Raw genomic sequence first — 23,986 nt, 5'->3', positions numbered from 1 at the left:
ACCACGGCGAACTCCCACGTCGTGGTGATCGACTCCGGCAGCCCCTTGAGGCCGTCGCAGACCACGATGCAGACGTCTTCGACGCCACGGTTCTTCAGCTCGGTGAGCACCCCGAGCCAGAACTTCGCCCCCTCACCGCCATCGCCGGCCCAGATGCCGAGGATGTCGCGTTCTCCGGCGGTGGTGACACCGATGGCGACGTAGAACGGCTTGTTGCGGACCTGCCCGTCGCGGACCTTCACCACGATCGCGTCGATGAACACCACCGGGTAGACACGGTCCAGCGGCCGGTTCTGCCACTCGGTCATCTCCTCGATGACCTTGTCGGTGATCTTCGAGATCGTCTCCTTCGACACCGACGCGCCGTAGACGTCATCGAAGTGCGCGGCCACCTCACCCGTGGTCAACCCCCGCGCGGTGAGCGAGAGGACAATCTCGTCGATGCCGTCCAACCGGCGCTGCCACTTACGGACGATCTTCGGCTCGAACGATCCATCCCGATCCCGCGGGACCTCGATCTCGACCGGGCCGACCTCAGTGAGCACCGTCTTCGAACGAGTGCCGTTGCGCGCGTTCTCACTGTCAGTGACCTGGTGCTTCTCGTATCCGAGGTGCTCGGTCATCTCCGCCTCGAGTGCGGTCTCCAGCACGGTCTTCGTCAACCCGCCCAGCAGGCCTCCCGGCCCGACGAGGCTGACGCCTTGCTCCTTCGCTTGCGTGAGCAGCTGCTCCGCGATCTGCTTCTCATCAATGATCTCTCCTGCCACAGGATCGATCATCTCGATGGTGTGGGTCATTGCCCTTCCTTTCAGTCAGGCCAGTCCCAGATCCACCGTTTTACTGACAGTCCCGATCGTCGCCGACGTGATCGTCGGTGCGGACGGATCCCGCAGCGTCGCCCGAGCCACGGTCTCCCCGACGGGCGGCCACTTCCGCGAATACCCGTTCGCCTGGTTCGGCATCCTGACGGAGGCACCGCCGAGCGCTGACGAGCTCATCTACAGCACGACTCCCGACGGGTTCGCTCTCATCAGCCAGCGCAGCGAGACCGTGCAGCGCATGTACCTCCAGTGCGACCCGAATGAAGACCCGAACCGCATGTCGGACGCCGAGTTGTGGGCAGAGCTCCAGCGCCGTACTCCGGGTGTCGAGCTGCGAGAAGGACCGATCTTCCAACGCGACATCCTCCGCTTCCGAAGCTTCGTCGCCCACCGCCTTCTGCACGGCCGGATCGCTCTCGTCGGCGACGCCGCGCACACCGTGCCGCCCACCGGCGCAAAGGGGATGAACCTCGCCGTCGCCGATGTCGTCCTCCTCGACCGAGCCATCGCGGCCCTCCTCACCGAGGGCGACGATCAGCTGCTGCAGGCCTATCCCGAGACGGCACTGGCGCGCATCTGGAAGGCCCAGCACTTCTCGTGGTGGATGACCTCGATGCTGCACGCCGCCGACGGCGCATCCGAGTTCGACGACATGCGTCGCATGGCCGAACTGCGCTCGGTCGTGGAGTCCGAGGCAGGCTCCCGCTATCTCGCCGAGGCCTACACGGGGTGGCCGCTGGCCTGATTGCGCCGCCCGGGCAAGACGACGGGGCGGGTGCATCGCGCACCCGCCCCGTCGTCTCCGTGCGGTCGGATCAGACGCCGGCGCCGGCGTGCGCTCCCACGTTCGGAGCACCGGCGGGGACGACCTGGGTGAAGTAGTCCAGACCGCCGTTGTTCGTGATGGGTGTTCCCGCCGCGATGGCCGGGGAACCGGCGCGCAGACGGTATCCCGTCGCCGCCCACGTGGCGTCCGTTCCGGGCGCGACGAGCTGGGGGTCACCGCGGAAGTTGCCGTTGCCCGTGGGCTCGCCCGAGCCCTGGTTGCCCGCGAACAGGTTGTAGTCGTACGAGACTCCGGGGCTCGTGAATCCGCCGGAGCCGCGGTTGACGATGATGTTGTTCGTCAGTCGGTTGTTGGAGGGCGTGCGTCCCTGATCGTTGAACGAGCGCATCACCTGACCGTCCGTGCCGTTCTTGAGGTAGACGGTGTTGTTGTAGATGTGGATGCCCGAGGCGCCGTAGAGCGCGAAGCCCGAGTAGTCATCCTGCGAGACGTTGTAGCGCACGACCGCGGTGGACTGGAAGAACGACTGGAAGAAGCCCTTCTTGCTGCCGTTGGAGTAGTTGTACTGGAAGATCGCGTTGGTGTTCTGCCAGTCGCAGTTGTAGCTGAAGCCGTCGCTCAGCAGGGTGTCCTGGTTCCACACGCCGTTGTTCTGGATGACGACGTTCTCGCTGTAGACGGGCCAGATTCCCGCGCACGCGATCGAACGCCCGCCGCTGTCGCGAACCGTCGAACCCTCCACGAGCGCACCCGTGACGTTGGCCATGACGATGCCGTTTCCGCCGGCGTTGACCACGTCGACGTAGCGGAAGACGTAGTTCGTGCCTCGCGCGGTCTGCGTGGTCGCGGTGGTGCGGATGCCGTGGTCGTCGACGTTCGTGATGGTGACGTCCTGGATGAGCAGGCCGTCCACCACCTTCTCGCCGGCGCTGGTGACGCCGATGCCACCGCAGGCCGCGGCGGGGAAGTTGCCCTGACCCGTGTACGGGTCGCCCGTGATGTCACGGATGGTGAGCTTGCGCAGGCTGATGTTCGCGAGGCCCGCCGCGGGGGCGGTGATGAGGATTCCGCTGCGGTAGGCGCGGCTGGCCGCGGTGTTCGTGATCTCGAGCTCGTTGATCAGCAGGTGGCTGGTCTCGGTGATGTGGATCGTGGCGGGAACCGCGCCCGCGCCGTGCAGCACGGGACGTGCGCCCTGGCCGTACTTGCCGATGGTGATGGGAGCGGATGCCGTACCCGACCCGCGCAGGTTCAGCACACCGGTGAAGGTGTCTCCGGCGCGGAAGAGGACGGCGGTGCCGGGGCCCAGTGTCGTGGCGCTGACCTTCGCCAGCGTCCGCCACGGCGTCTGCGCCGAGGTGCCCGAGGCGTTGTCATCACCGTCTGCGGCGACGTAGTAGGTCGTCGTGGCCGCGGCACTGGCGATCGTCGGATTGATCGCACCGCCCAAGAAGATGCCTGCGCCGACCGCGACGAACGCGCCGGTCTGGAAGAGGGCTCGACGGCTGAGCGCCGGCTTCGCTTCTGCTGATTCGGTCATGATTGCTCCTTCGCAAATGAGGCGAGGCCGGCGAGCTCGCGATCGCCGGCCTCAGAGGGGGGCTGACGTGGGCTAAGAAGAAGCGCCCACGTCCAGGGTCACCGTCAGCTCACAGGGCCGAAGGTGATGCTCGGGACGGACGTCCGGACCACACGAGCGCGACCCGAGGCCGTGCATCGCGAGATCCAGAAGAAGGTGGCTCGCACTCGGCTCCGGCAGCTCGTGCGGGTGCCCGGCGACGGTGAGTTCAGCCGGGCTCCAGGGCCGCAGGCTGAAACCGAGTTCGCCCGCGATGCGAGCGATGTCGACTCCCTCGAATTCCGGGGCACGCAGCGTGAGGGTGCGGACGTCCGAGCGATGTCCGGATTCCTGCGGGTGCACCTGGGCTCGCACGAGCTCAGCCATCGATCGCTCGTGCAGCCCGACGTATGCCGCTTCCCGCATATCGGAGTAGCTCTCCTCAGGGCCGAGACCGAACCAGGATGCCGACCAGTCGGCGACCGGCAGGGCGAGGTGGATTCCGACCCTCGGCCAGATCCCGGCGGCACCGGCGAGCGGACGGATGTCGACGCGCAGGCGCGCCCGGGAATCCACTTCCTGCCACGTGCGAACGCATTCGAGCAGCGGCTCGGCTCCAGCAGCACCCCAGCGCGTGGTGAAGACGACGGCATCGGCCGCATCGGAGCGCGTCGTCTTCGAGGGCACGATGCGATCCAGACCCGCCTCGGTCCACCGCTCGGCGGAGGACGCTCCGCGACGTCCGGCGCCCGCACCCAGGGTGTCCTCGGGGCGATCCTGCCAGTAGTCCAGCGCACCGTGGCCCAGGTCGTTGTCGGTGGGCGCGCGCCACAGGGTGACGCCGAGGTCGTTGACCGCGAGCCCCCCGATGCCGGTGATCGCCCCGGTCTCGCCGTCCACGCGAACGGTGCCGAAGCGAAGCTCCCCGCCGGGGGCGCTCAGCGCCGTCGGCGTGCGCTCTGCGACCGCTCCCGCGGCGGCCAACGGAGCCTGTGCTCGATGGATCAGGGCCCCGCGCAGCCACTCCGGAGCGTCGTCAGCGTGGCGCACCTCGACGGTGACCCACACCTCGCGTCCGTCCGCCCCGCCGAGGACGTCGGACGCCGGCACATCGACGCGCACGGAGCCCCCGGCGGAGATCGTGAGGTTCGTCGCCCCTTCGAGAACGGCTTCACCCGCAACCTCGATGCGCCAGGTGACGGCGACCCGAGCATCGCAGAAGAGGTGGCGCGACGCGATCACCGCGGCACCGTCCCAGGATGCCCTGATGGGTGCGACGCTCTGGGCCCATTCGACGAGCCCGGTCGAGATCACGCCGTCGGCGGAGACCAGGCCGTCGGCGATGAAGGTGCCGTCGTGGAGGATCTCGCCGAAGTCGCCGCCGTAGCCGAGGAAGGTCTGGCCGTCCGTCGCGGTCGCGCGCAGCGCGTGATCACGCCACTCCCACAGGAATCCGCCCGCGATGCGCGGGTTGGCCGCGATGATGCGCTCGTAGTCGGCGATCCCGCCGGGGCCCGTTCCCATTGCATGGAGGTACTCGATCGGCAGATAGGGCAACGCTCGGGCTCGACGGGCTTCGTCGTCGGTCACCTCCGACGACGGGTGATGGGCGACCGCGATCGGGCCGCTCTCGGCGAAGAAGGCGTCGATCTCCTCGAAGGCCGGGTACATGCGCGCGTAGATCTGCGTGTACTCGGCGGCGTGGTCGCTCTCGTAGACGACGAGACGGCGCTCATCACGATCGCGCGCCCATGCGGCCATGGCGGCGAGGTTGCGCCCCCGGCCGCTCTCGTTGCCGAGCGACCACGAGAACACGCACGCGTGGTTCTTGTCACGCTCGACGGTGCGCTCGATGCGGTCGAGGAGATGCGGCTGCCATGCCGGCTCGTCCGACGGGTTCCCGCGCCAGTCGATCAGCTCGAAGCCGTGCGTCTCGAGATCGCATTCGAGCATGACCCAGAAGCCGTACTCGTCGGCGAGATCGAGGACGCGCGGGTGCGGCGGGTAGTGCGCGGTGCGGATCGCGTTGACGTTGTGCCGCTTCATGAGTTCGAGGTCAGACCGGACGAACGCCTCGTCGAACACACGCCCGCGGTCGGGGTGCGTCTCATGCCGGTTGACGCCGCGGAGCTTCAGCGGTCGACCGTTGGCGATGAGCACGCCGTCGACGACCGAGACCGATCGGAAGCCGATGCGCAGCGACACCGACTCTCCCGCGGTCGACACGATCGCGTCGTACAGGGCCGGGCTCTCATCCGACCACGGGCGCACGTCGGGAACGACCACGACGGCCTGGTCGTCAGCCGAGGCGAACACGACGTCGACGCCGCATTCCGGAATCTGCATACGCACCGGCCAGCCGTCGGTGCGGATGTCCGGGCGGATCTCGCCCGTACCGGACTCGGCATCGAAGGCCGTGTCGAGCCAGACGTCGTCGAGGGAGCCGACAGGACGGTGACGGAGGGTCACGTCGCGGAAGATGCCCGGCAGCCACCACTGATCCTGGTCTTCCAGGTACGTTCCGACCGACCACTGGCTCACGACGATCAGGATCTCGTTCTCGCCGGGCGTGACGAGGTCCGTGATGTCGAGCTCGTGCACGAGGCGCGACCCCAAGCGCGATCCCGCACGGCGACCGCCGACGAACACCTCGGCATGCGATTCGATGCCGTCCGTGCGCAGCAGGATCCGTCCGCCGACCAGCCAGGAATCCGGAATCACGACCGATCGTGCGTATTCTGCCGTCGGGTTCTCCTGCGGCAGATGGGGCGGGTCCACCGGAATCGGAAAGACGAGGTTGGTGTACGCGGGGTTTCCGCGGACCGTTCCCGTGGGCAGCACCCAGTGACTCGGCACCGCGATCGTGCCGTCCGCCTCCGGGACGCCACGCAGGCGGAATCCCCACTCGCCGTTGAGGCTGAGCTCGTCGGCATCCGTCTCGACGCGCGCCGAGGGGCGTACCGCGCGGGTGTATTCCGGAGCAGGAATATGCAGGTCGGTCACACGTCCGCCTGTTCGATCACGACGACGCGCACGAGGTCGGACGACGCCGGGACGATCACGACCTCACCGTCGACGACGAGGGAGGTGCCGTCCATGAGGCGAGCCGACGCGATCGGGCCTCCGACACTCAGGCGCTCTTCCGCGCCGGCGCCGACGCCGAACGCGTAGACGGTCGTCCCGCGATGCGTGGCCGCCCACTCGCGGACGGGGCCCGAGACCGGGACGTCGGAGGGGCGCGTGCCGTACACCGCGTCGCCGTTGACGTCGAGCCATCGGCCCAGCTCGGCGAGGCGCTCGGCGACCGACGACGACAGGCGTCCGGTCGCGTCGGGGCCGACGCCGATCAGGTAGTTGCCGCCGCGCGTGACCACGGCGACGAGCTCGCGCAGGATCTCATCGAACGATCGCGCCTCTTCGTCGACCACGATCGAGCACCAGTGGTCGGTCATCGGGATGCACGACTCCCACGGCCCCTCGAGGCGACGGGGCGGGATGACCTCTTCCGGGGTGCGGTACATCTCGTGGGGTCCGTGCACCGTGCGGTCGACGATGAGGAGGTCGGGCTGCGCCTCGAGCGCCGCGGCGGCGATCGCCGGCATGTCGATGGGCTCGGCCTCGTCACGCACCCACCCGGCGTCGAGCCACAGGGCGCTGACGGTGCCGTAACGCGTCATCAGCTCGTCGAGCTGTGCGTGGGTGAAGTCGACGAACGAGCGCCACTGACGCGGCCGTTCGGCGATGTCGTAGTTGTGGAAGCGGTCGGTGACCGGCAGAGCGCGATCCCAGTAGCCGGGGTGATTCCAGTCGGCCTTGGAGAAGTAGACGCCCACCTCGACGTCCTCTGCGCGGAAGGCGTCGAAGGTCTCCGCCAACACGTCACGGCGCAGGCCGCTGGACTCCGACGTCGACTTGAAGTCGGAGAAGCGGGTGTCGTACATGGCGTAGCCGTCGTGGTGCTTGGCGGTGAAGATCATGTACTTCGCCCCGGCGCCCGCACATGCCTTGGCCCACTCGGTGGGGTCGTAGTCCTCCCCCGTGAAGGCCCGAGCCTGATCGCGGTACCAATCGTGGTACTCGGCGTCGGTTCCCGTCCAGTCGGCGGGGGTGTCGGTGAAGTCCCCAAGGTGTTCGCGGTGCAGCGACCAGGAACCGGCCTGGCCGATGTGCGAGTAGATGCCCCAGTGGATCAGCACGCCCACCTTGAGGTCTTGCCAGTGCTCGAGTGCTGCCCGCGTGCGCGGGGCCTCGGGCCAGATGTAGTCGACCTCGTCGACGCCGAGGTCGATCTCGACGCCTTCGATCTGCGGAGTCTCATGTGCAGTCATCAGAACTTCAGTCCTCCCTCTTCGATGCCGCGGAAGAAGTGCTTCTGAGTGAAGAAGAACACCAGGGCGATGGGTACGAGCGCGGCGATGGCTCCGGCGAGCACGACGCGGTAGTCGGTTCCGAACGACGACTGCAGCTGGGCGATGCCGAGCATCATCGTGGTGTTCTCGGACGACTGCGTGACCAGCAACGGCCACAGGTAGTCCTGCCACGCGCCGATGAACGCGGTCAGCGCGACGATCGTGAGCGAGCCGCGCACCTGGGGCAGGAAGACGTGCCAGAAGCGCTGCCACTCACCTGCGCCGTCGAGGAAGGCGGCGTCTTCGACCTCTTCCGGGATGCCCATGAACGCGGCGCGCATGAGCAGCAGGTGGAAGGGCCCGAGCATCATCGGCAGCCAGATGCCCCACAGCGTGTCGTAGAGTCCGAGGTCGCGCACCTGCGAGAACAGCGAGAGCATGATCGATTCGAACGGGAAGATCATGGTCGCCATGACCATCGTCACGGCGACGCCGCGTCCGCGCCATCCGCGCCGCGACAGCATGTATCCGCCGAGGGTCGACAGCACGACGGCGGAGATGACCGTCAGCACGCCGACGAACAGCGAGTTGCCGATGTAGCGGACGATCTCGGTCTGCTCGAACAGCTTCACGAAGGCGTCGAGCGACCAGGTCTGGGGAAGGAGGGTGGCGCCCTGGCCGAAGACCGGCTCACCCGGCGCCTTGAAGGCGGCCATGAGGGGAAGCACCAGAGGGCCGAGGAGCAGCAGGCCCACCACCACGAGCATGACGTAGCGGCGAACGAGGGCGGGTCCCGTCAGGGAACCGAAGGCCGCAGAGCGGCGGCGGCGCGGGGGGCGGATCGCGGTGGTCATGACTGCTCCTCCGCCTTTCGGTCGAGACGCTGGCTGAGGATCAGGAGGCCGAGCGTGAGGAGGAAGAGGAACACCGAACCGGCCGAGCCCTGTCCGAGCGAACCGTAGGTCGGGTCCAGACCCACGGCGCGGATGTACATCGTGAGGGTCTCGGACTGTCCGCCGATGCCGCCGGAGCCGTTGGAGAGGAGGTGCACCTCGGCGAAGACCTTGATCGAGCCGATCATCGACAGCACGCCGACGAGGGTCATCATCACGCGGACGCTCGGAACGGTGACGGTGAAGAAGCGGCGAACGGGGCCGGCGCCGTCCATTGCGGCCGCCTCGTAGAGCGAACGGTCGGTGTTCGACAGCGCGGCGAGGTACATGATCATGTAGTACGGCAGGCCCTGCCAGATGGTCACGGCCATGGCCGAGAACAGCAGGAACCAGCGGCCGGTGAGGAACGCGAGCGGTTCATCGATGATGCCGACGTTCATCAGCAGGTTGTTGATGGAGCCGTTGTCCTTCAGCAGCGCCGTCCACGCCAGCGACACGACGACGGTCGAGCTGATCGCGGGCACGTAGAAGAGGGCGCGGAACACGCCGATGCCGGGAACGCGGTCCTTCACCAGGAGGGCGAGCAGCAGCGGCAGGATCACGATGATCGGCACGACGCAGACCGCGTACACGAGGGAGTTGAGCACGGCGTTCCAGAAGTCCGGATCGCTCAGCACGTACTCGTAGTTCTCGATGCCCACGAAGTCGCCCTTGCCCGAGAGGGGGCTGGCGTCGGTGAATGACAGGAACGCGATGTTGAGGAAGGGGTAGAGGTAGAACGCCGCGACGACGCCGATCGGCACGCAGAGCCACAGCCACGGCATCCACCACGGGCGGAACCGCGCTGCTCCGTTGAGATCACGGGCGGGGGCGCGTCCCTGTCGGCGCGCGGGGCGCGGACCGGATTCCGGTGGTGTCGTGACCGCTGCCGCGGTGTCGAGCGAGGTCATGCTCGCTTCCTTTCCTCGGAGGTGGGGATCGGGTGATCCTCGGAGGTGGCGACGGGCGCCGCCGGAGTTCGGCGACGCCCGTCGGGTGCGTCAGTCGGCCAGGAGGCGCTTCAGCAGGGAGTTCATCTCCTTCTCGGCGGTCGCGAGAGCCTCGGCGGGCTCAGCCTGACCGGCGATGGCGAGGTTCACGTTGTCCACGAGCGCACGCTGTACGGCACCGGTGACGTAGAAGTCGGGTGCGTAGGCGGTGGCGTTCTGGGCCGACTCGGCGGCGATCGCGCGGGCGCGGCTCATGGCGTCGGTCTCGTCGACCTCGACGTCGGTGAGCTGCTCGAGAGCCTCGGTCGCGACCGGGAAGATGACCGTGGTCTCGGTCTCGATGCCGTAGTTCACCCAGGCGAGCTCCTGCTCGGCCGAGGTGATGTGCTCGGCCCAGGCCACGGCGAGGGGGGTGTTCTCCGTCGTCACCGAGACGCCGATGTACTGACCCGAGAAGAGGGCCTTCTCACCCTCGGGAACCGTGTCGAAGCCGACGCCGGTCGAGGCGTAGACCTCGGCGTTGTTCTCGCGGACGCTGCGCAGGAACGAGGCGTTCGGGGTGCCGAAGGCGAGGTTGCCGGCGTTGAAGGCCTTGGACTGGTCGAGGTCTCCGATGATGGAGTCCTTCGGGATTCCGCCGTTCTCGTAGAGGGCGGCCATCTGCTCGAGCCACTCGAGCGCACGCTCGTCCTCGGCGAAGGTGAACGCGTCGGTGTCGGCGTTCATCATCTCGACGCCCATGTTGCGCCACTGGTTCAGCAGGTACCAGTCGGTGTTGCCGTAGATCGCGAAGTCACCCTTGCCGGCCTCGGCGATGGTGTTGGCGAACTCGAAGTACTCGTCCATCGTGGCGGGAGCGACCTCGGGGTCCAGGCCCGCGCGCTCGAAGACGTCCTTGTTGTACGTCGTGATGAACGGACCCCAGTACCAGGGCAGGGCCGTGTGTGCGCCGTCGGCACCGAGGCCGATGGACTCCCACACCGACGGGACGAACTTGTCGCCGATGCCCGGAGCCTTGGTGTCGAAGTCGAGCAGCAGGTCGGCCTGCGACAGGGCGAGGACCGTCGAGGACGGAACGTTGATGACGTCGGCCATCGAGCAGTTCGCGGCCTGCGTCACCATCTTGGTGTCGAAGTCGGCGTCGCCGCCCATGTCGGTCCACGTCACGGTGGTGCCGGGGTGCTCGGCCTCGAAGTCGGCGATCTGCTTCTCGAAGAAGTCGTCGAACGTGCCCTTGAGGCCCTGGGTCTGGAACGTGATCTCACCCTCGAGCTTCGAGGTGTCGATGACGCTGTCGTCGATGTTCTGGGCGGGGGTCTCGCAGCTCACGTCGGGCGCGGGTGCGCCACCGGCTGCGGTGTCATCGGATCCGGCGTTGCTTGCGCATCCGGTGAGGGCGAGGCCGGCGACTGCGACCATCGCGGCCGTGCTGACGACGAATTTTCTCATCATTGAACTCCTTCGGCGCCGACGGCGCATGACATACATCGGATGACCGTCGTCTCGAATGACGCCCTAGTCATGGTTCGCGGGCCCTTTTCGGGAGGATTCCGCTCGTTCACCCTATGCATGCACGATGCCGTCGTTCAACATACATCCGACCTTTTCTCGTCACGATTAGGTAACTCGCTGATTAATTAACCAGCGGCGTCAAAAGTCGAACCCGCAGTTTCCCGGCGTTTTTCGCACATTTCATGTAGGTGCCTGACAAGATTATCTACAGAGATCCGATGTCAGCGCAACCGCCGCCCCGCGAAGTGCGCGCGAGGCATGCGGAGCGATACACTCCGAGCAACCACCGAAAGGCCGCGTGATCCGATGACAGAGACTCCGCTCGCCGATGTCGGCACCCGGAGCGCAGCGGTGATCACCCGGCAGTTCAACGAACGCCGTGCGCTGGACCTCCTGGCCGAGCACGGCCCCGCCAGTCGCACCCACGTGCGTGATTCCCTGGGAGTCTCCCAGCCCACGGCGATCGACCTGTTCAAGCGCCTGGAGGCGGCAGGCCTCATCCACTCGGTGGGCGAGGAGCGCCAGACCCGCCCCGGGCCTCGTGCCCTGCTCTATGCACTCGTGCCCGGACGCGCCTACGTCGCCGCGGTCAACATCCGCGACCGCAAGATCACGGCCGCCATCGGCGACGTGGCGGGAGGCCCGACCCTCGGCACGACGACGGCCGCGATCGATCGCGGCCCGCTCGCCGATCAGATCGCGGCGACGGTTCGCGAGGCGGCCGCGCAGGCTTCCGTCGACGTCGCCTTGCTGCAGCAGAGCATCGTCGGCGTCCCCGGGATCGTGGACCCGACGACCGGTGACCTCGGCTTCTCGTGGGACCTGCCGCGTCTGCAGGGACAGCTCCTCGACCCTCTGCGCACCGAACTCCCCATGCCCGTGAGCCTCATGAACGGCGTTCACCTTGCCGCGTACGCCGAGGGCCTCACCGATGATCTGCGCGGACGCCAGACCTTCGCCCTGGTGTGGGTGGGCACGGGCGTCGGCTCGAGCCTCATGATCAACGGAGCACCGCTCACCGGCTCGAACGGAGCCGCGGGGCAGATCGGCTACACCCCGGTTCCCGGAGCCCCCGTCATGCCGATCCAGCCGCGCACCGGCGGGTTCGACGGCGACCTGCAGGCTCTCATCGGAAACGCGGGCCTCCGTGCCCTCGCAGCCGAGCGCGGCCTCACCGGCACGCCGGCATCGCTGCTGCGCAAGGCCGCCTCGTCGGTCGACCCCGGCCATCAGGACTTCCTCACCGAGGTCGCCCATCGCATCGCGGTCGGCTGCGCCTCGATCGCATCGGTGGTGGACCCCGGACTGTTCGTGCTGCAGGGCTCCACGGCCCTCGCCGGGGGTGAAGCCCTCGCCGCCCGCGTCGAGCAGGAGTTCGCCTCGGTGTCTCCCCTCGCCGCGCACATGCGCATCGGACGCGTGGGAGAGAACGTCGAGCTGCACGGCGCCCTGCACCTCAGCCGCCAGACCGCGCGCGATCAGCTGTGGGGCGTCGCGGCGCTCTGAGACCCCCGTAGGCTCGACGGGTGAGCACCGATCCGGAAGGCGATCGCATGACGTCGTTCGCGGCGCGCGCCGAGCGCGGCCAGGTGCCGATCTACCTCGTGACCATCGCCGTCGCCGCGGTGATCGGCGTGATGGTGCCGAGCGCGTCGCATGCCACGGTCGCCGTCGAACCCATACTGGCGCTGCTGCTGTTCGCCACGTTCCTCGGTGTTCCCCTCACCGACCTGGTCGCCGCATTCGGCGATCGCCGCTTCCTCGGGGCTGTCGCCGCGACGAACTTCGTCGTCGTGCCGGTGGTCGCCTACGTGCTGTCCCGTTTCGTCGCCGACGACCCCGCTCTCGTCTTCGGGGTGCTGCTGGTGCTGCTGGCTCCGTGCGTGGACTACGTGATCGTGTTCACTCGGCTCGCGGGCGGCTCCGCGGATCGCCTTCTGGCGCTCACCCCCGTGCTGATGATCGCGCAGCTGCTCGCGTTGCCGGGATACCTGTGGCTGTTCCTCGGTGAGGACGCCGTCGCGGCGATCGATCCGGCCCCCTTCGTCCGTGCCTTCGTCCTGCTCATCGTCCTCCCCCTCGCCGCCGCGGCACTCACCCAGGCGCTCGCGCACCGGCACTCCATCGCCGCGGCGGTGCGAGACGGCATGCTGGCGGCGATGGTGCCGCTCCTGGCCGCCACCCTCGCCGTGGTCGTCGCCGCGCATGCGGGTGCCGTCGGCGGCTCGGTCAGCCGCCTGGCCGTCGTGGTACCGGTGTTCGCGGTGTTCATCGTGATCATGGTCGTCGCCGGGGTCGGCGTGGGCCGCATGCTTCGCGTCGACGACGCCGGCACACGGGCCGTGATCTTCAGCGGCACGACACGGAATTCGCTCGTGGTCCTGCCGCTCGCGACGGCGCTGCCCGCCCCGCTCGCCCTCACACCCCTCGTGGTCATCACGCAGACGTTCGTCGAGCTGATCGGCATGGTCGTCCTGGTGCGGCTCGTGCCGCGCCTCGCCCGGGGAAGGCGCGAGCGGTGAGCCACCACCGCGCCACGCGGACGGAGTTGGGCGGCCTTGCGGTCGACGTCGCCCCGCGCCTCCTCGGCGGACTCCTCGCCACCGTGGTCGACGGTGCGGAGGTGGTGCTGCGGATCACCGAGGTCGAGGCCTATCACGGCCTCGGGACGGGGCCGGTGGCCGACCCCGGATCACACGCGCGCATGGGGATGACCGCTCGCAACGCCACGATGTGGGGCGAGCCCGGGCATCTCTACGTGTACCTCAGCCACGGCATCCACTCGTGCGTCAACGTCGTGACCGGGTCCGCCGGGTCCGCCGGAGGGGTGCTGCTGCGCGCCGGCGAGGTCGTCGTGGGATCGGATGACGCTCGGCGACGCCGCCAGGCGCGGACACGGGACCGAGCGGACGCCGTGTCGTGCGTCCCGGACATCCGCGAACGTGATCTCGCCCGCGGTCCCGGCCGGTTCGGTCAGGCGAGCGGGCTGCGCCATCCCGTCGATGACGGCCTCGATGCCGTGTCGGCAGAGCCGGGTCCCTCCGGCTCCGTCGCGCGGCTGGACCTGCTCGACGAACCGGTGCGGGAGGTCGCGAGCGGACCCCGTGTGGGCGTGGCAGGGGTGGCGGGGACGGCGACCTTCCCCTGGCGATTCTGGATCCTCGGGGACCCCTCGGTGAGCGTCTTCCGGCCGGGACGCGGAGCGCGCTGAACCGTGACGACGAAGCCCCGATCGCCATCCACAGATCGCACACCGTCCACGAAATCGCCGTCGGCCTCCTCGGTAATGCATGAGGCATAGCCCAGCATTCGCCGGGTTTCACCCTGCCCTCACTCAGAGAGTCGACACATGAGTCCTCGCACCTCCTTCCTTGCCGCAACCCTCCTGATCGCCGGCATCGCCCTCACCGGCTGTAGCCAGACCGCAACGCGCGACGCCGCCACCGAGGAGGTCACCGAAGCCGGTGACGTCAGCGCCTTCGAGATGAAGGTCGGCGACTGCTTCGACGACGAAGGCGGCGAGATGGTCACCGAGGTGCCCGCCGTGCCGTGCGCCGACGCTCACGACAACGAGACCTACTTCATCTTCGACGTCGAGGACGGCGAGTATGAAGCGCCCTGAGTTTGTTGGAGGCTCCTGACTTTGGAAACGAGGATGGGGTTATGCCGAAGGAACTGGCGAATGGGAAGCCGACGACGCGTCGCTACTCGGTCGAGGAGAAGGCCGCCGCGGTGCGGATGGTGAGGACGTTGCGTGCCGAGCTCGGCGTCACGCAAGGGACGGTGCAGCGGGTCGCGACGCAGCTCGGCTATGGCGTCGAGTCCGTGCGGATGTGGGTCAAGCAGGCCGACATCGACGACGGCGTCACCCAGGGGGTGAGCAGCGCCGAGGCGCAGCGGGTGAAAGAGCTCGAGCAAGAGAACCGGGAGCTTCGCCGGGCCAACGAGGTGCTGAAGCGGGCCGCGTCTTTCTTCGGGGCGGAGCTCGACCGCCACTACCGGAAGTAGTCGCGTTCATCGACGCGAACAAGGACGACCGGGTTGACGGTCGCCGGCTCGGAGTCGAGCTCATCTGCAGACTGCTGCAGGTGGCTCCGAGCAGTTACTACGCCGCCAAGACCCGCGCCCCGTCGGCACGCGCTCTGCGGGACGAGGAGCTGATCCCGCAGCTCGTTGAGCTCTGGGAGAGCAACTACCGCGTCTACGGGGTCCGTAAGCTCTGGAAGGCCGCCCGCCGCGCGGGGATCATGATCGGCCGAGACCAGACCGCCAGGCTGATGCGGGTCGCCGGGATCGAGGGTGCCAGACGGTCGAAGCGAGTGAAGACGACGCGGCCGGATCCGACGTCGTCGCGGCACCCGGACCTCGTGAAGCGGGAGTTCACCGCAACCGCGCCGAACCGGCTCTGGGTGACAGATCTGACCTTCGTGCCGACATGGGCCGGCGTCGCCTACGTGTGCTTCATCGTCGACACGTTCTCTCGCATGATCGTGGGGTGGCGGGTCGCGTCGCACATGCGCACCGAGATGGTCCTCGACGCGATCGAGATGGCCCGCTGGTCCCGAGGCGCCCACCACGACGACCTCCGATGCCACAGCGACGCGGTCAGTTCACGTCGATTCGCTACGGCGAACGCCTCGCGGAGATCGGCGCTACACCGTCGATCGGAACCGTCGGCGATTCGTATGACAACGCTCTGGCGGAGACGGTCAACGGGTACTACAAGACCGAGCTCGTCCGCGGACCCGCGAGGTCCGGGCCGTGGAAGACCGTTGAGGACCTCGAGCTCGCGACTCTCGGCTGGGTGCACTGGCACAACACGCAACGCCTCCACGGGTACCTCGACGACGTCCCGCCCGCGGAGTTCGAGAACGCGTTCTATGCTGTCCAGAGCGACCGCAACCTGCTGGTCGGAATCAAATAGCGCGAGTCTCCATCAGACCCAGGGCGCTTCACAAACTATTCCCGGGGTTGAATTCCTAGTAATTCCAATGCCAGGCAGAGTCCCAACAACTCACATTTGCACTGCGAGATGATCTTCTTGTCCGATTTCACCCTGCCCCTCGCGGCGTTCGAAGCCGCCCTCATCGAGGCCGGAGTGGCCATGCAGGCACCCAGCGCAGCGGATGTCCGCCGGGATCCATGCGATCCGCATGCGCGAAGCATCCGCCACGAACTCGAACAGTGGCTCGACTGGGGAGGGCCGGCACCCGCAGAAGACGGGAGCTACACGCCCGTTTTCGGGAGCTTCCAGAAGCTCACACCCGAGCAGTCTCGATTCCTGAAAGACGGATTCGACAGCTACTACCACGATGAAAGCGGTTCACCGACCCCGTGGTGCCCGGTCTTTCTCCAGTCGGCGCCTCGCGGTTCGTTGATACCGCTCGCAACCGACGGTGAACGGACCGTGCTTCTCCAGCTGAGCTCGGGATCGATCGCCGTCCAGGGCCGCTGGGACCACGACAGGTTCCGTGTTCTCGCCCCGAGCATGGCCGAGCTGCTCACCGGCTGGACCGACCTGGTCACCAACGACATGACCTACAACAGCGGCACCCGAACATGGATCCCCCGCCGCACGGACAGCAACTGGAACGAAGGGCGCCTCCGCATCGGCGGGTTCGTGTGACCCCGCCCCCTTCCGAAGCACCTGCGCACAACCGCGTGGACACGCCCCGAACTTCATGGAAGTATCAGACATCTGATGTCTAAGCCGCTGCACACCCCCACGACACCGAACCTCCCCGACGCCGCGCGACCCCGCATCGCCGCGCCCCTCGTCGACGGCTGGCGCACGATCGCCGACGCGCTCCCGGCCGCCGTCACGACGCACGAGGAGATGCTCGCCTACCGGGCCATCGCCGTCGAGCGCTCCACGACGATCGAGGCGATCCGCCAGGCGCACGGCCTCGTCACCGAGGATCTCTCCCCCGACGTCACGGTCTTCCGCTCCCCCGGCGTCGAATCGCGCCTGCGGGTGGTCTTCTTCCACGGCGGCGGGCTCATCGCCGGCAGCCGCCTCGACGGCGCCGATGTGCTCGCCCGCCACGCCGCCGCCCTGCAGCTGGAGGTCTGGTCGGCCGAGTACCCGCTCGTTCCCGAGACGCCGCACGACCGCATCATCGAGCACCTCGTCCGCATCGTCGAACAGGCGGCCGCAGACGGCCTCCCGGTCGTCATCGCCGGCCAGAGCGCAGGCGGCGGGCTCGCAGCATCCGTCGCACTCGAATGCCGTGATCGCGCCATCCCCTTCGCAGGATCGCTGCTCATCTGCCCCATGCTCGACCGGCGCGACACCGTCTCGGCCGCGCAGTTCGCCGAAGACCCCTCCTGGAGCCGGGCCTCCAACGAATCCTGCTGGGAAGCGGCCCTGAGCGGGTCCGCATCGACGCCTCCGGGCGAGCGCACCGACCTGCACGGCCTTCCGCCGACGTTCCTCGACGTCGGTTCCGCCGAGATCTTCCGCGACTCGGTCACCGGCTTCGCCGGCGCCCTGTGGGCGGCCGGCAACCAGGCCGAGCTCCACGTCTGGTCGGGGGCCTTCCACGCCTCCGACTGCGTCGTCGAGGACACGGTCGTCTCCGAAGAGGCGCACCGCGCTCACGAACGCTGGCTGCGCCGCCTCATCGACGGCGGGCTCTGATCACCCGAACGGGATCTGCGGCGCCCTGAGGCGCCGCAGAGGCCTGCTCAGCCCCGCTGAACGACCGCGAGGTTGCGCTCGACGGTGGCGAGGGCGGCAGCCGCGGTCTCGTCATCCGGACGGCGCGCGACCTTCAGACCCAGCCAGGGGACGTCGCCGGCGGCGGCGATCGCCGCCGCGACATGCGCGTCATCGAGGATCGATTCGGATGCCGGGTATGTCGAGGCGATCGGCAGATGCGCGTCGATCCACGGGTATCCGTACGGCGTCGAGGTCGCCGCGGCGCCCGACAGCGCCATACCCAGCAGATGCCCTGACTCGGCCGCCTGAGCGATCTGCTCGGTCACGGCATCCGCATCTCGCAGCTCGATCGCCGAACGGCCCCAGTTGATCCAGACGCCCACGGGTGTTGCCGAGCTCTCGATCGCGGCGATCTCGTCGGCCAGCGACAGGAAGCCCTTCTCGGCCATCTGCCCCTCGATGTGAGCATCGCAGTGCTCAATCGCCAGGCGTGCGCCAGACCAGTCGATCGCCGCGATCTCATCGAGAGAGCGGGCCAGCGCCTCGACCGACCCGGTCGCGCGGGGCGCCGTGTGCAGGGTGACGACGGCCGTGTGCGCGGCGCTCTCGCCCTCGATGCGGGCGACATCCGCCGCGACGCGGCGCAGGTCCTCGATCGCGGCGCGACGGCCGCCCTCATCGGTCGAGGCGATGCCGTAGTCCGCGGATGCCGCGAGCCGGCCCATCACGAACGGGATCGGAGTCACGGCCAGCGGCACGGCCGGAACGTTCTCGAGGAACCAGGCGTCATCGAACTTGTGGATCCCGCCCAGCCACGGGATCTCGAGACCCGCGACCCCCTCCAGCGCGCAGATCGCCGGGAGCAGCTCGCCCTCGAGAACCGGGTCCCAGTTCACGAACGCGGGCGAGACCGGATAGGCGCTGACGAGGATCGGAGCGGTCATTCTGCGCCCGCCTCCTTCACGGCCGCGGCGAACCACGACGTGATGGTCGACGGATGCGTGATGGCAGTACCGACGCACACCGTGAACGCGCCGGCGTCGATGGCGGCGCCGGCGTGCGCCGGAGTATGGATGCGCCCCTCGGCGCAGATGGGCTTGGTGCACTGCTCGGCGATCAGACCGATCAGTTCGAGGTCGGGCCCGTCCGTCTTCGGACGCTCACCGGAGTAGCCCGACAGCGTCGTGCCGAGGATGTCGGCGCCCGCCGCCTCGGCCATGACGGCATCCTCGAGGGATCCGCAATCGGCCATGATCAGGGCATCCCGCCCCGTCTCGGCGAAGTGGGCGCGCAGGCCCGCGATCGTCTCGGCGAGCGTGCGGCCATCCGGGCGCGGACGACGCGTGCCATCGATCGCGACGATGTCGGCCCCGGCATCCGCCACGGCGATCGCATGCTCGAGGGTCGGCGTGATGAACACGTCATCCTCGCCGTCCTTCCACAGGCCCACGATCGGCACGGGCAGATCGGCCACCGCGCGGATGTCCGCGATGCCCTGCACGCGGATCGCGGAAGCGCCGCCGACGATCGCCGCCTGGGCGATCTGGGCCATCGTGTTCGGGTCTCGCATCGCCTCCCCGGGGTAGGCCTGGCAGGAGACGGTCAGACCGCCGCGCAGGCGCTCGAGGGTGTCGGTGAATCGCATCAGTTTCTCCAAGCGGCGGCTGCGGCTCCGCGCAGCGGTGCGTCATCGCCAAGCGTACCGGCGAGGATCGGGGTGTTCTGCAGGGCGTCGATCGCCTCGGCGCGGAAGGCTGCGAGCATGGGCTCCCACCAGGCGTCGCCGATGTTCGGCACGCCGCCGGTGACGACGACGCGCTCCGGGTCGAGCAGGGTCGCGGCCCCGGCGATGGCCCGGCCGACGGATGCCGCCGACTCGGCGATCGCTCGCGCCGCGATCGGGTCCTCGGCGGCGCGGGCCGCCACGCCGCGGGCGTTGACGACCGAGGTGTCGCCGCCGAGCGACAGGAAGTGGTTGTAGAGGCCGATGCCGCTGCCGATGGCCTCCAGGTGCCCCATGCGATCGCAGGGGCAGCGCAGGTGCTCGGCGCCGGGAACCGGCAGGTGGGCGATCTCGCCGCCGACGTGGTGAGCCCCGCGCAGCGGCTGACCGCCGAGCACGATGCCCGCACCGACGCCCGTGCCGACCGCGATGATCAGGGCACTGGATGCTCCGGCCGCCGCCCCATGGGTGAACTCGCCGAACGCATGCGCGTCGACGTCGTTCTGCACGGCGATGGGCGCTCCGGCGGGCAGGCGGTCGCCGAGGCCCTCGCGGACGAGGTCGGCGACGCGGGTGCCCGGCCAGTCGGCGAACGTGTCGGTGGCCGAAACGATCATGCCGCGGGTGGTGTCGACGACGCCGGCCGTGCCGATCCCGACGCCCACGAGGCGGGTGTCGGGATCAGCGGCGGCGAGCAGCTGCTCGGCCAGGTCGATGACGGTGCGGATGACCGCTGTCGCCCCCTCCGCCGCCGGAGTCGGCGCCACCACGGTGGCCAGGGGCACGTCGTTGCGATCAGCCAGTGCCGCCGCGGTCTTCGTGCCGCCGATGTCGACGGCGAGGACGACCTCGGCCATCAGGCGGTTGCGACGGGGAGGAGATCCACGCCCGCGAGGATGCCGCGGACCTTCTGCACGGTTTCGTCATCCAGCGGGGTGACGGTCGCGGCCATGGTCGCGTGATCGATAAGACCGCGGGCGTGCATGGCGGCCTTGAAGGCGCCGACGCCCGTCGCGTCACCGGACAGGCCGGTGGGCTGGAACACGATGTCGAACATGCGGTTGATGCGCTCCTGCTCGGCGCGCGCAGCATCCCAGTCGCCGCGGGCCGCGGCGTCGAAGAGGCGCACGTAGCCCTCGGCCTCGACGTTCGCGACGCCGGGGACGACGCCATCGGCGCCGGCCAGCAGCATCGCGTCGACGACCATCTCGTGACCGGTCAGCAGCTGCAGCGGGCGGCCCGCGGCCTCGTTGGCCGCCAGCAGACGACGGAATCCGACGTCATCGCCCGAGGAGTCCTTGACGCCGTGGACGACGCCCTCCTTGCCGAGCTGGATGAGCAGGTCGATGCCGAGCTTCGAGTGCACGCGAACCGGCACGTCGTACGCCCACAGGGGTGCGTCGATCGCGGCGGCGATGGTGCGGAAGTGGTCGGCGATCTCGGACTGCGAGTTCAGCGTGTACAGCGGCGCGGTCGTGACGATCGCATCTGCACCCGCCTCCACCAGGCGCTGCGCGAGGTGCGCGGTGCGCGCCGCCGTCAGCTCGATCGCGCCGGCGATGACCGGGACGCGGCCCTCGGCGGTCGCGACGATGGTGCGCAGCACCTCGACGCGCTGGTCGTCCGTCAGGTAGGCCGTCTCACCGGTCGAACCGAGGGCGAACAGGCCGGAGCAGCCGGCGGAGATCAGGTAGTCGACGAGGCGCTCCAGCGAAGCGAAGTCGATCGAGTGATCGGGCAGCATCGGGGTCGCGACGGGCGGGATGACACCGGTGAAGGTGATGGGTGCAGACATGATTATCCGGTCGTTTCGGTAGTGCGGTATCAGTGGTTGAGTTCGAGCAGCGAGGGCGCGGCGCCCAGCAGCGTTCGGGTGTAGTCGTTCGACGGGTTGTCGAAGACCTGTGCAGCATCGCCGAACTCGACGACGCGCCCCTTGTTCATGACCGCGATCTCGTCGGACAGGTAGCGCACGGTCTGAATGTCATGCGAGATGAACACCATTCCGAGCCCCAGCTGGTCCTTGAGGTCGGTGAGCAGGTTGAGGATCTGTGCGCGCACGGAGACATCGAGCGCACTGGTCGGCTCATCCGCGACGATGACCTGCGGGTCGAGCACGAGCGCACGGGCGATCGCGACGCGCTGGCGCTGGCCGCCCGAGAGCTGACTGGGCAGGGCGTCCAGAGCGGATGCCGGGAGCCCGACGAGTCCGATGAGATCGCGCACCTTGCGGTCGCGCGATGCCGGCGTGCCGAGGCGGTGCACCTGCATCGGGTCGATCAGCGCATCGCGCACCGTCATGCGGGCGTTGAGCGCCGTCGCGGGGTCCTGGAACACGACCGAGAGGATGCGTCCCAGGCGCTTGCGCACCGCGGGGGTGAAGGAGCGCACGGTCTCGCCGCCGAAGACGACCTGACCGCTCGTGGGCTTCTCGAGCCCGATGAGCACCTTCGCCGAGGTCGACTTGCCCGACCCGGACTCGCCGACGATGCCGAGCGTCTGCCCGCGCTTCACGGTGAGCGAGACGCCCGCGAGGGCATCCACGTAGTTGCGCTGGAAGATCGTCGATGTGCGCGTCTTGTAACGCACGTGGACGTCCTTCAGTTCGATGACGGCTTCGCTCATCGTCCCGCTCCGATCGCTTCGACGGGCGCATCCTCGGGATGCGCGGAGTAGCTGTGTTCGGTGCCGGGGATGAGCCGGCGCTCGGGGGTGACGCCCGCGTAGCGCGCGGGGTCGGAGGAACGCGGCCCGAACCGGTCGCCCGCAGGGAAGTCCCGCGGCGACGGGACGACGCCCGTGACCTGGTGCAGACGGTCGGATCCGGCCTCGATCGAGAGGACGGCGCCGAGCAGACCCTGCGTGTACTCATGGACCGGCTGCGTCAGCACCTCGCGGGTGGTGCCCTGCTCGACCACCTGACCCGCGTACATCACGGTGATGCGGTGGGTGAGCTCGGCGACGAGCGCGAGGTCGTGCGAGACGAACACCATCGCGAAGCCGAGCTCCTGCTGCAGGCGCATGAGCAGATCGACGACCTGCTTCTGCACCGTCACGTCGAGTGCCGTGGTCGGCTCGTCGGCGATGACCAGGCGCGGGTCGCGGGTCAGTGCCATGGCGATCAGCACGCGCTGGCGCTGGCCTCCCGAGAGCTCGTGCGGATACGACGCGAGCGTGCGCTGCGGGTCGAGGCCGACGAGTTCGAGGAGCTCCTCCGCGGTGCGGGTGCCGCCGCGCGAGGTGAGCTGCTTCATCTGCGATCGGATGAGCATGGCCGGGTTCAGAGAGCTGAGCGCGTCCTGGTAGATCATCGCGATGTCGTGGCCGCGCAGCGCGTTGCGCTCCTTGGCATCCATCTGCAGCAGATCCTTGCCGTCGAACATGATCTTGCCGCGCACATCGGCCTTGGCATCCAGCAGGCCCATGATCGCGAGCGAGGTGATCGACTTTCCACAGCCGGACTCGCCGACCAGCGACATCGTCTCGCCGGGGCGAACGGTGAAGCTGACGTGGTCGACCACGTCGACGTCGCCGTGGCGCGGGAACGAGATGCACAGATCCTGAACCTCGAGCAGCGGGGCGTCGTCGCCGGTGTAGACCAGGCGGTCGGTGCGGGCCAGCTCCGTCTCGCGCAGCTGCTCCAGGCGCTCCGCGAGCGGGATGACGTTGGTCTGGGGCACGAGAACCTCGGGCACTGCTTCCCCGACCTGGTCGGGGACCGTGAGGTTGACGGCCGTGTCGACCGTGCGGATGACATTCGTGTCGTCCTGCGCGCCGGCCACGCCCTCGAGCTCGGACGTGGACTCCTCGGTGTTCGCCGCATCCGCCGTGATCTTGCGGGCGCGCGGCGAGACCATCGCGTCGGTCATGCCCTCGGAGAGGATGTTCAGGCACAGCACCGTGATCATGATCAGGATGCCGGGGAAGAACGTCGCCCACCAGGCGCCGGCCATCAGCAGGCTGCGTCCGGCGGCGATCACGTTGCCCCAGCTGGGCTCGGGGTCCGGGACACCGGCCTGCAGGAACGACAGCGACGCCTCGAAGACGATCGCATCGGCGACGAGGATCGTCGCGAACACGAGCACCGGAGCGGCGGCGTTGCGGGCCACGTGCTTGATGATGATGCGCGGCGTGCGAGCACCCATGACACGGACGGAGGAGACGTAGTCCTCGCCGTACTGGTCCATGATGTTGGCGCGCACGATGCGCGTCAGCTGCGGCACGTACAGGAAGGCGATCGTCAGCACGAGCACCGGCAGGGACTTGCCGAACACGGCGACGAAGACCGCGGCCAGCGCGATGCCGGGGAACGACATGACGACATCCATGATGCGCATGAGGATCTCGGCGATCCACTTGGGCGCCGTGGCGGCGATCGTTCCCAGCACGCAGGCGACGGCGAGGGCCACGAGCGTGGCGCCGAGACCGATCACCAGCGAGTAACGGGCTCCGTAGACGAGACGCGAGAAGATGTCGCGACCCTGACGGTCGGTGCCGAACCAGTGGTCGGCGCTGGGCGCCTGCACGGGCGAGCCCGAGGCGAGCGGGTCGTATCCGGTGACGACGGGAGCGAAGATCGCCGCGAGAGCGATGATCGCGAGGATCGCCATGCAGATGATCGAGCCGATGGACAGGCCGCCGAAACGGAGGCCGGGAACGGAGAGCCGTTCAGTGAGTTTGCGTCGCATGAGTG

At 68.5% G+C, this 23,986-nt stretch carries 20 protein-coding genes, 1 pseudogene and 1 other annotated feature; of the genes and pseudogenes, 8 read left to right on the top strand and 13 right to left on the bottom strand.

What is annotated here, in order from left to right:
• Positions 1-797: IS256 family transposase (locus ACWAUG_RS06890; protein ID WP_460801951.1), on the bottom strand; the 797-nt coding region annotated here is incomplete at its 3' end.
• 67 nt (positions 798-864) lie between these two features.
• On the opposite strand from ACWAUG_RS06890, the gene ACWAUG_RS06885 reads away from it, so the two are divergent.
• Positions 865-1,566: an FAD-dependent monooxygenase gene (locus ACWAUG_RS06885; RefSeq protein WP_460801950.1), complete on the top strand. Its 702-nt coding sequence runs from the start codon at positions 865-867 to the stop codon at positions 1,564-1,566.
• A 70-nt stretch (positions 1,567-1,636) separates the two neighbouring features.
• On the opposite strand, the gene ACWAUG_RS06880 is transcribed toward ACWAUG_RS06885, so the two are convergent.
• The 6 genes from ACWAUG_RS06880 to ACWAUG_RS06855 all read right to left on the bottom strand — a co-directional run bounded on the left by ACWAUG_RS06880 (position 1,637) and on the right by ACWAUG_RS06855 (position 10,849).
• Entirely contained in the window at positions 1,637-3,148 is a 1,512-nt protein-coding gene (locus tag ACWAUG_RS06880; RefSeq protein WP_460801949.1) for a right-handed parallel beta-helix repeat-containing protein, read from the bottom strand.
• A gap of 72 nt (positions 3,149-3,220) precedes the next feature.
• The gene (locus ACWAUG_RS06875) at positions 3,221-6,169 is read right to left on the bottom strand and encodes a glycoside hydrolase family 2 TIM barrel-domain containing protein (RefSeq protein ID WP_460801948.1); all 2,949 of its coding nucleotides are present in this window, start codon (positions 6,167-6,169) and stop codon (positions 3,221-3,223) included.
• The gene (locus ACWAUG_RS06870) at positions 6,166-7,494 is read right to left on the bottom strand and encodes an alpha-L-fucosidase (protein ID WP_460801947.1); all 1,329 of its coding nucleotides are present in this window, start codon (positions 7,492-7,494) and stop codon (positions 6,166-6,168) included. Before ACWAUG_RS06870 ends, ACWAUG_RS06875 begins: the two co-directional genes overlap by 4 nt.
• Entirely contained in the window at positions 7,494-8,369 is an 876-nt protein-coding gene (locus ACWAUG_RS06865) for a carbohydrate ABC transporter permease (protein WP_460801946.1), read from the bottom strand. The genes ACWAUG_RS06870 and ACWAUG_RS06865 overlap by 1 nt, the downstream gene beginning before the upstream one ends.
• Complete coding sequence (locus ACWAUG_RS06860) at positions 8,366-9,358, bottom strand: carbohydrate ABC transporter permease (RefSeq protein WP_460801945.1); 993 nt, start codon at positions 9,356-9,358, stop codon at positions 8,366-8,368. The genes ACWAUG_RS06865 and ACWAUG_RS06860 overlap by 4 nt, the downstream gene beginning before the upstream one ends.
• Positions 9,359-9,448: 90 nt before the next feature.
• Positions 9,449-10,849 carry an ABC transporter substrate-binding protein gene (locus ACWAUG_RS06855; protein ID WP_460801944.1) on the bottom strand — a complete coding sequence of 467 codons (1,401 nt, stop codon included), beginning with the start codon at positions 10,847-10,849 and terminating at the stop codon, positions 9,449-9,451.
• 366 nt (positions 10,850-11,215) lie between these two features.
• Between ACWAUG_RS06855 and ACWAUG_RS06850 the strand changes: the two genes are divergently transcribed.
• The 7 genes and pseudogenes from ACWAUG_RS06850 to ACWAUG_RS06820 all read left to right on the top strand — a co-directional run bounded on the left by ACWAUG_RS06850 (position 11,216) and on the right by ACWAUG_RS06820 (position 17,549).
• Positions 11,216-12,415, top strand: a complete 1,200-nt coding sequence (locus tag ACWAUG_RS06850; protein ID WP_460801943.1) for an ROK family transcriptional regulator — start codon at positions 11,216-11,218, stop codon at positions 12,413-12,415.
• Between the two features lie 47 nt (positions 12,416-12,462).
• Positions 12,463-13,431, top strand: coding sequence for an arsenic resistance protein (locus ACWAUG_RS06845; RefSeq protein WP_460801952.1), 969 nt, complete (start codon positions 12,463-12,465; stop codon positions 13,429-13,431).
• The gene (locus ACWAUG_RS06840; protein ID WP_460801942.1) at positions 13,428-14,120 is read left to right on the top strand and encodes a DNA-3-methyladenine glycosylase; all 693 of its coding nucleotides are present in this window, start codon (positions 13,428-13,430) and stop codon (positions 14,118-14,120) included. Before ACWAUG_RS06845 ends, ACWAUG_RS06840 begins: the two co-directional genes overlap by 4 nt.
• A 138-nt stretch (positions 14,121-14,258) precedes the next feature.
• Positions 14,259-14,531, top strand: coding sequence for a hypothetical protein (locus ACWAUG_RS06835; RefSeq protein WP_460801941.1), 273 nt, complete (start codon positions 14,259-14,261; stop codon positions 14,529-14,531).
• Positions 14,532-14,572: 41 nt separating this feature from the next.
• Positions 14,573-15,833 (top strand): annotated as a pseudogene (locus tag ACWAUG_RS06830) (IS3 family transposase).
• Positions 14,872-15,006 (top strand) — a sequence feature (AL1L pseudoknot). (Overlaps the previous pseudogene by 135 nt.)
• A gap of 117 nt (positions 15,834-15,950) precedes the next feature.
• Positions 15,951-16,535, top strand: a complete 585-nt coding sequence (locus ACWAUG_RS06825; protein ID WP_460801940.1) for a hypothetical protein — start codon at positions 15,951-15,953, stop codon at positions 16,533-16,535.
• Between the two features lie 75 nt (positions 16,536-16,610).
• Positions 16,611-17,549, top strand: coding sequence for an alpha/beta hydrolase (locus ACWAUG_RS06820; protein ID WP_460801939.1), 939 nt, complete (start codon positions 16,611-16,613; stop codon positions 17,547-17,549).
• 47 nt (positions 17,550-17,596) lie between these two features.
• Here the strand turns inward: ACWAUG_RS06820 and ACWAUG_RS06815 are convergent, their stop codons facing one another.
• Genes ACWAUG_RS06815 through ACWAUG_RS06790 form a run of 6 tightly spaced genes read right to left on the bottom strand, consistent with a single transcriptional unit; the run spans position 17,597 to position 23,981 of the window.
• Complete coding sequence (locus tag ACWAUG_RS06815; RefSeq protein WP_460801938.1) at positions 17,597-18,514, bottom strand: DUF4862 family protein; 918 nt, start codon at positions 18,512-18,514, stop codon at positions 17,597-17,599.
• The gene (locus tag ACWAUG_RS06810) at positions 18,511-19,215 is read right to left on the bottom strand and encodes an N-acetylmannosamine-6-phosphate 2-epimerase (RefSeq protein WP_460801937.1); all 705 of its coding nucleotides are present in this window, start codon (positions 19,213-19,215) and stop codon (positions 18,511-18,513) included. The genes ACWAUG_RS06815 and ACWAUG_RS06810 overlap by 4 nt, the downstream gene beginning before the upstream one ends.
• Entirely contained in the window at positions 19,215-20,150 is a 936-nt protein-coding gene (locus ACWAUG_RS06805; RefSeq protein WP_460801936.1) for an ROK family protein, read from the bottom strand. The genes ACWAUG_RS06810 and ACWAUG_RS06805 overlap by 1 nt, the downstream gene beginning before the upstream one ends.
• Positions 20,150-21,088: a dihydrodipicolinate synthase family protein gene (locus tag ACWAUG_RS06800; RefSeq protein ID WP_460801935.1), complete on the bottom strand. Its 939-nt coding sequence runs from the start codon at positions 21,086-21,088 to the stop codon at positions 20,150-20,152. Before ACWAUG_RS06800 ends, ACWAUG_RS06805 begins: the two co-directional genes overlap by 1 nt.
• A 29-nt stretch (positions 21,089-21,117) precedes the next feature.
• On the bottom strand, positions 21,118-21,918 hold the full coding sequence (locus ACWAUG_RS06795) for an ABC transporter ATP-binding protein (RefSeq protein ID WP_460801934.1): 801 nt from the start codon (positions 21,916-21,918) through the stop codon (positions 21,118-21,120).
• A complete protein-coding gene (locus ACWAUG_RS06790) occupies positions 21,915-23,981 on the bottom strand; it encodes a dipeptide/oligopeptide/nickel ABC transporter permease/ATP-binding protein (protein WP_460801933.1) in 2,067 nt (688 codons plus the stop codon). Before ACWAUG_RS06790 ends, ACWAUG_RS06795 begins: the two co-directional genes overlap by 4 nt.
• Between the last annotated feature and the right edge of the window lie 5 nt (positions 23,982-23,986).

Source organism: Microbacterium sp. GXF6406 (assembly GCF_054798215.1).
The sequence above is the reverse complement of the archived record's forward strand: the minus strand, read 5'-3'. Positions and strand labels throughout refer to the sequence as shown.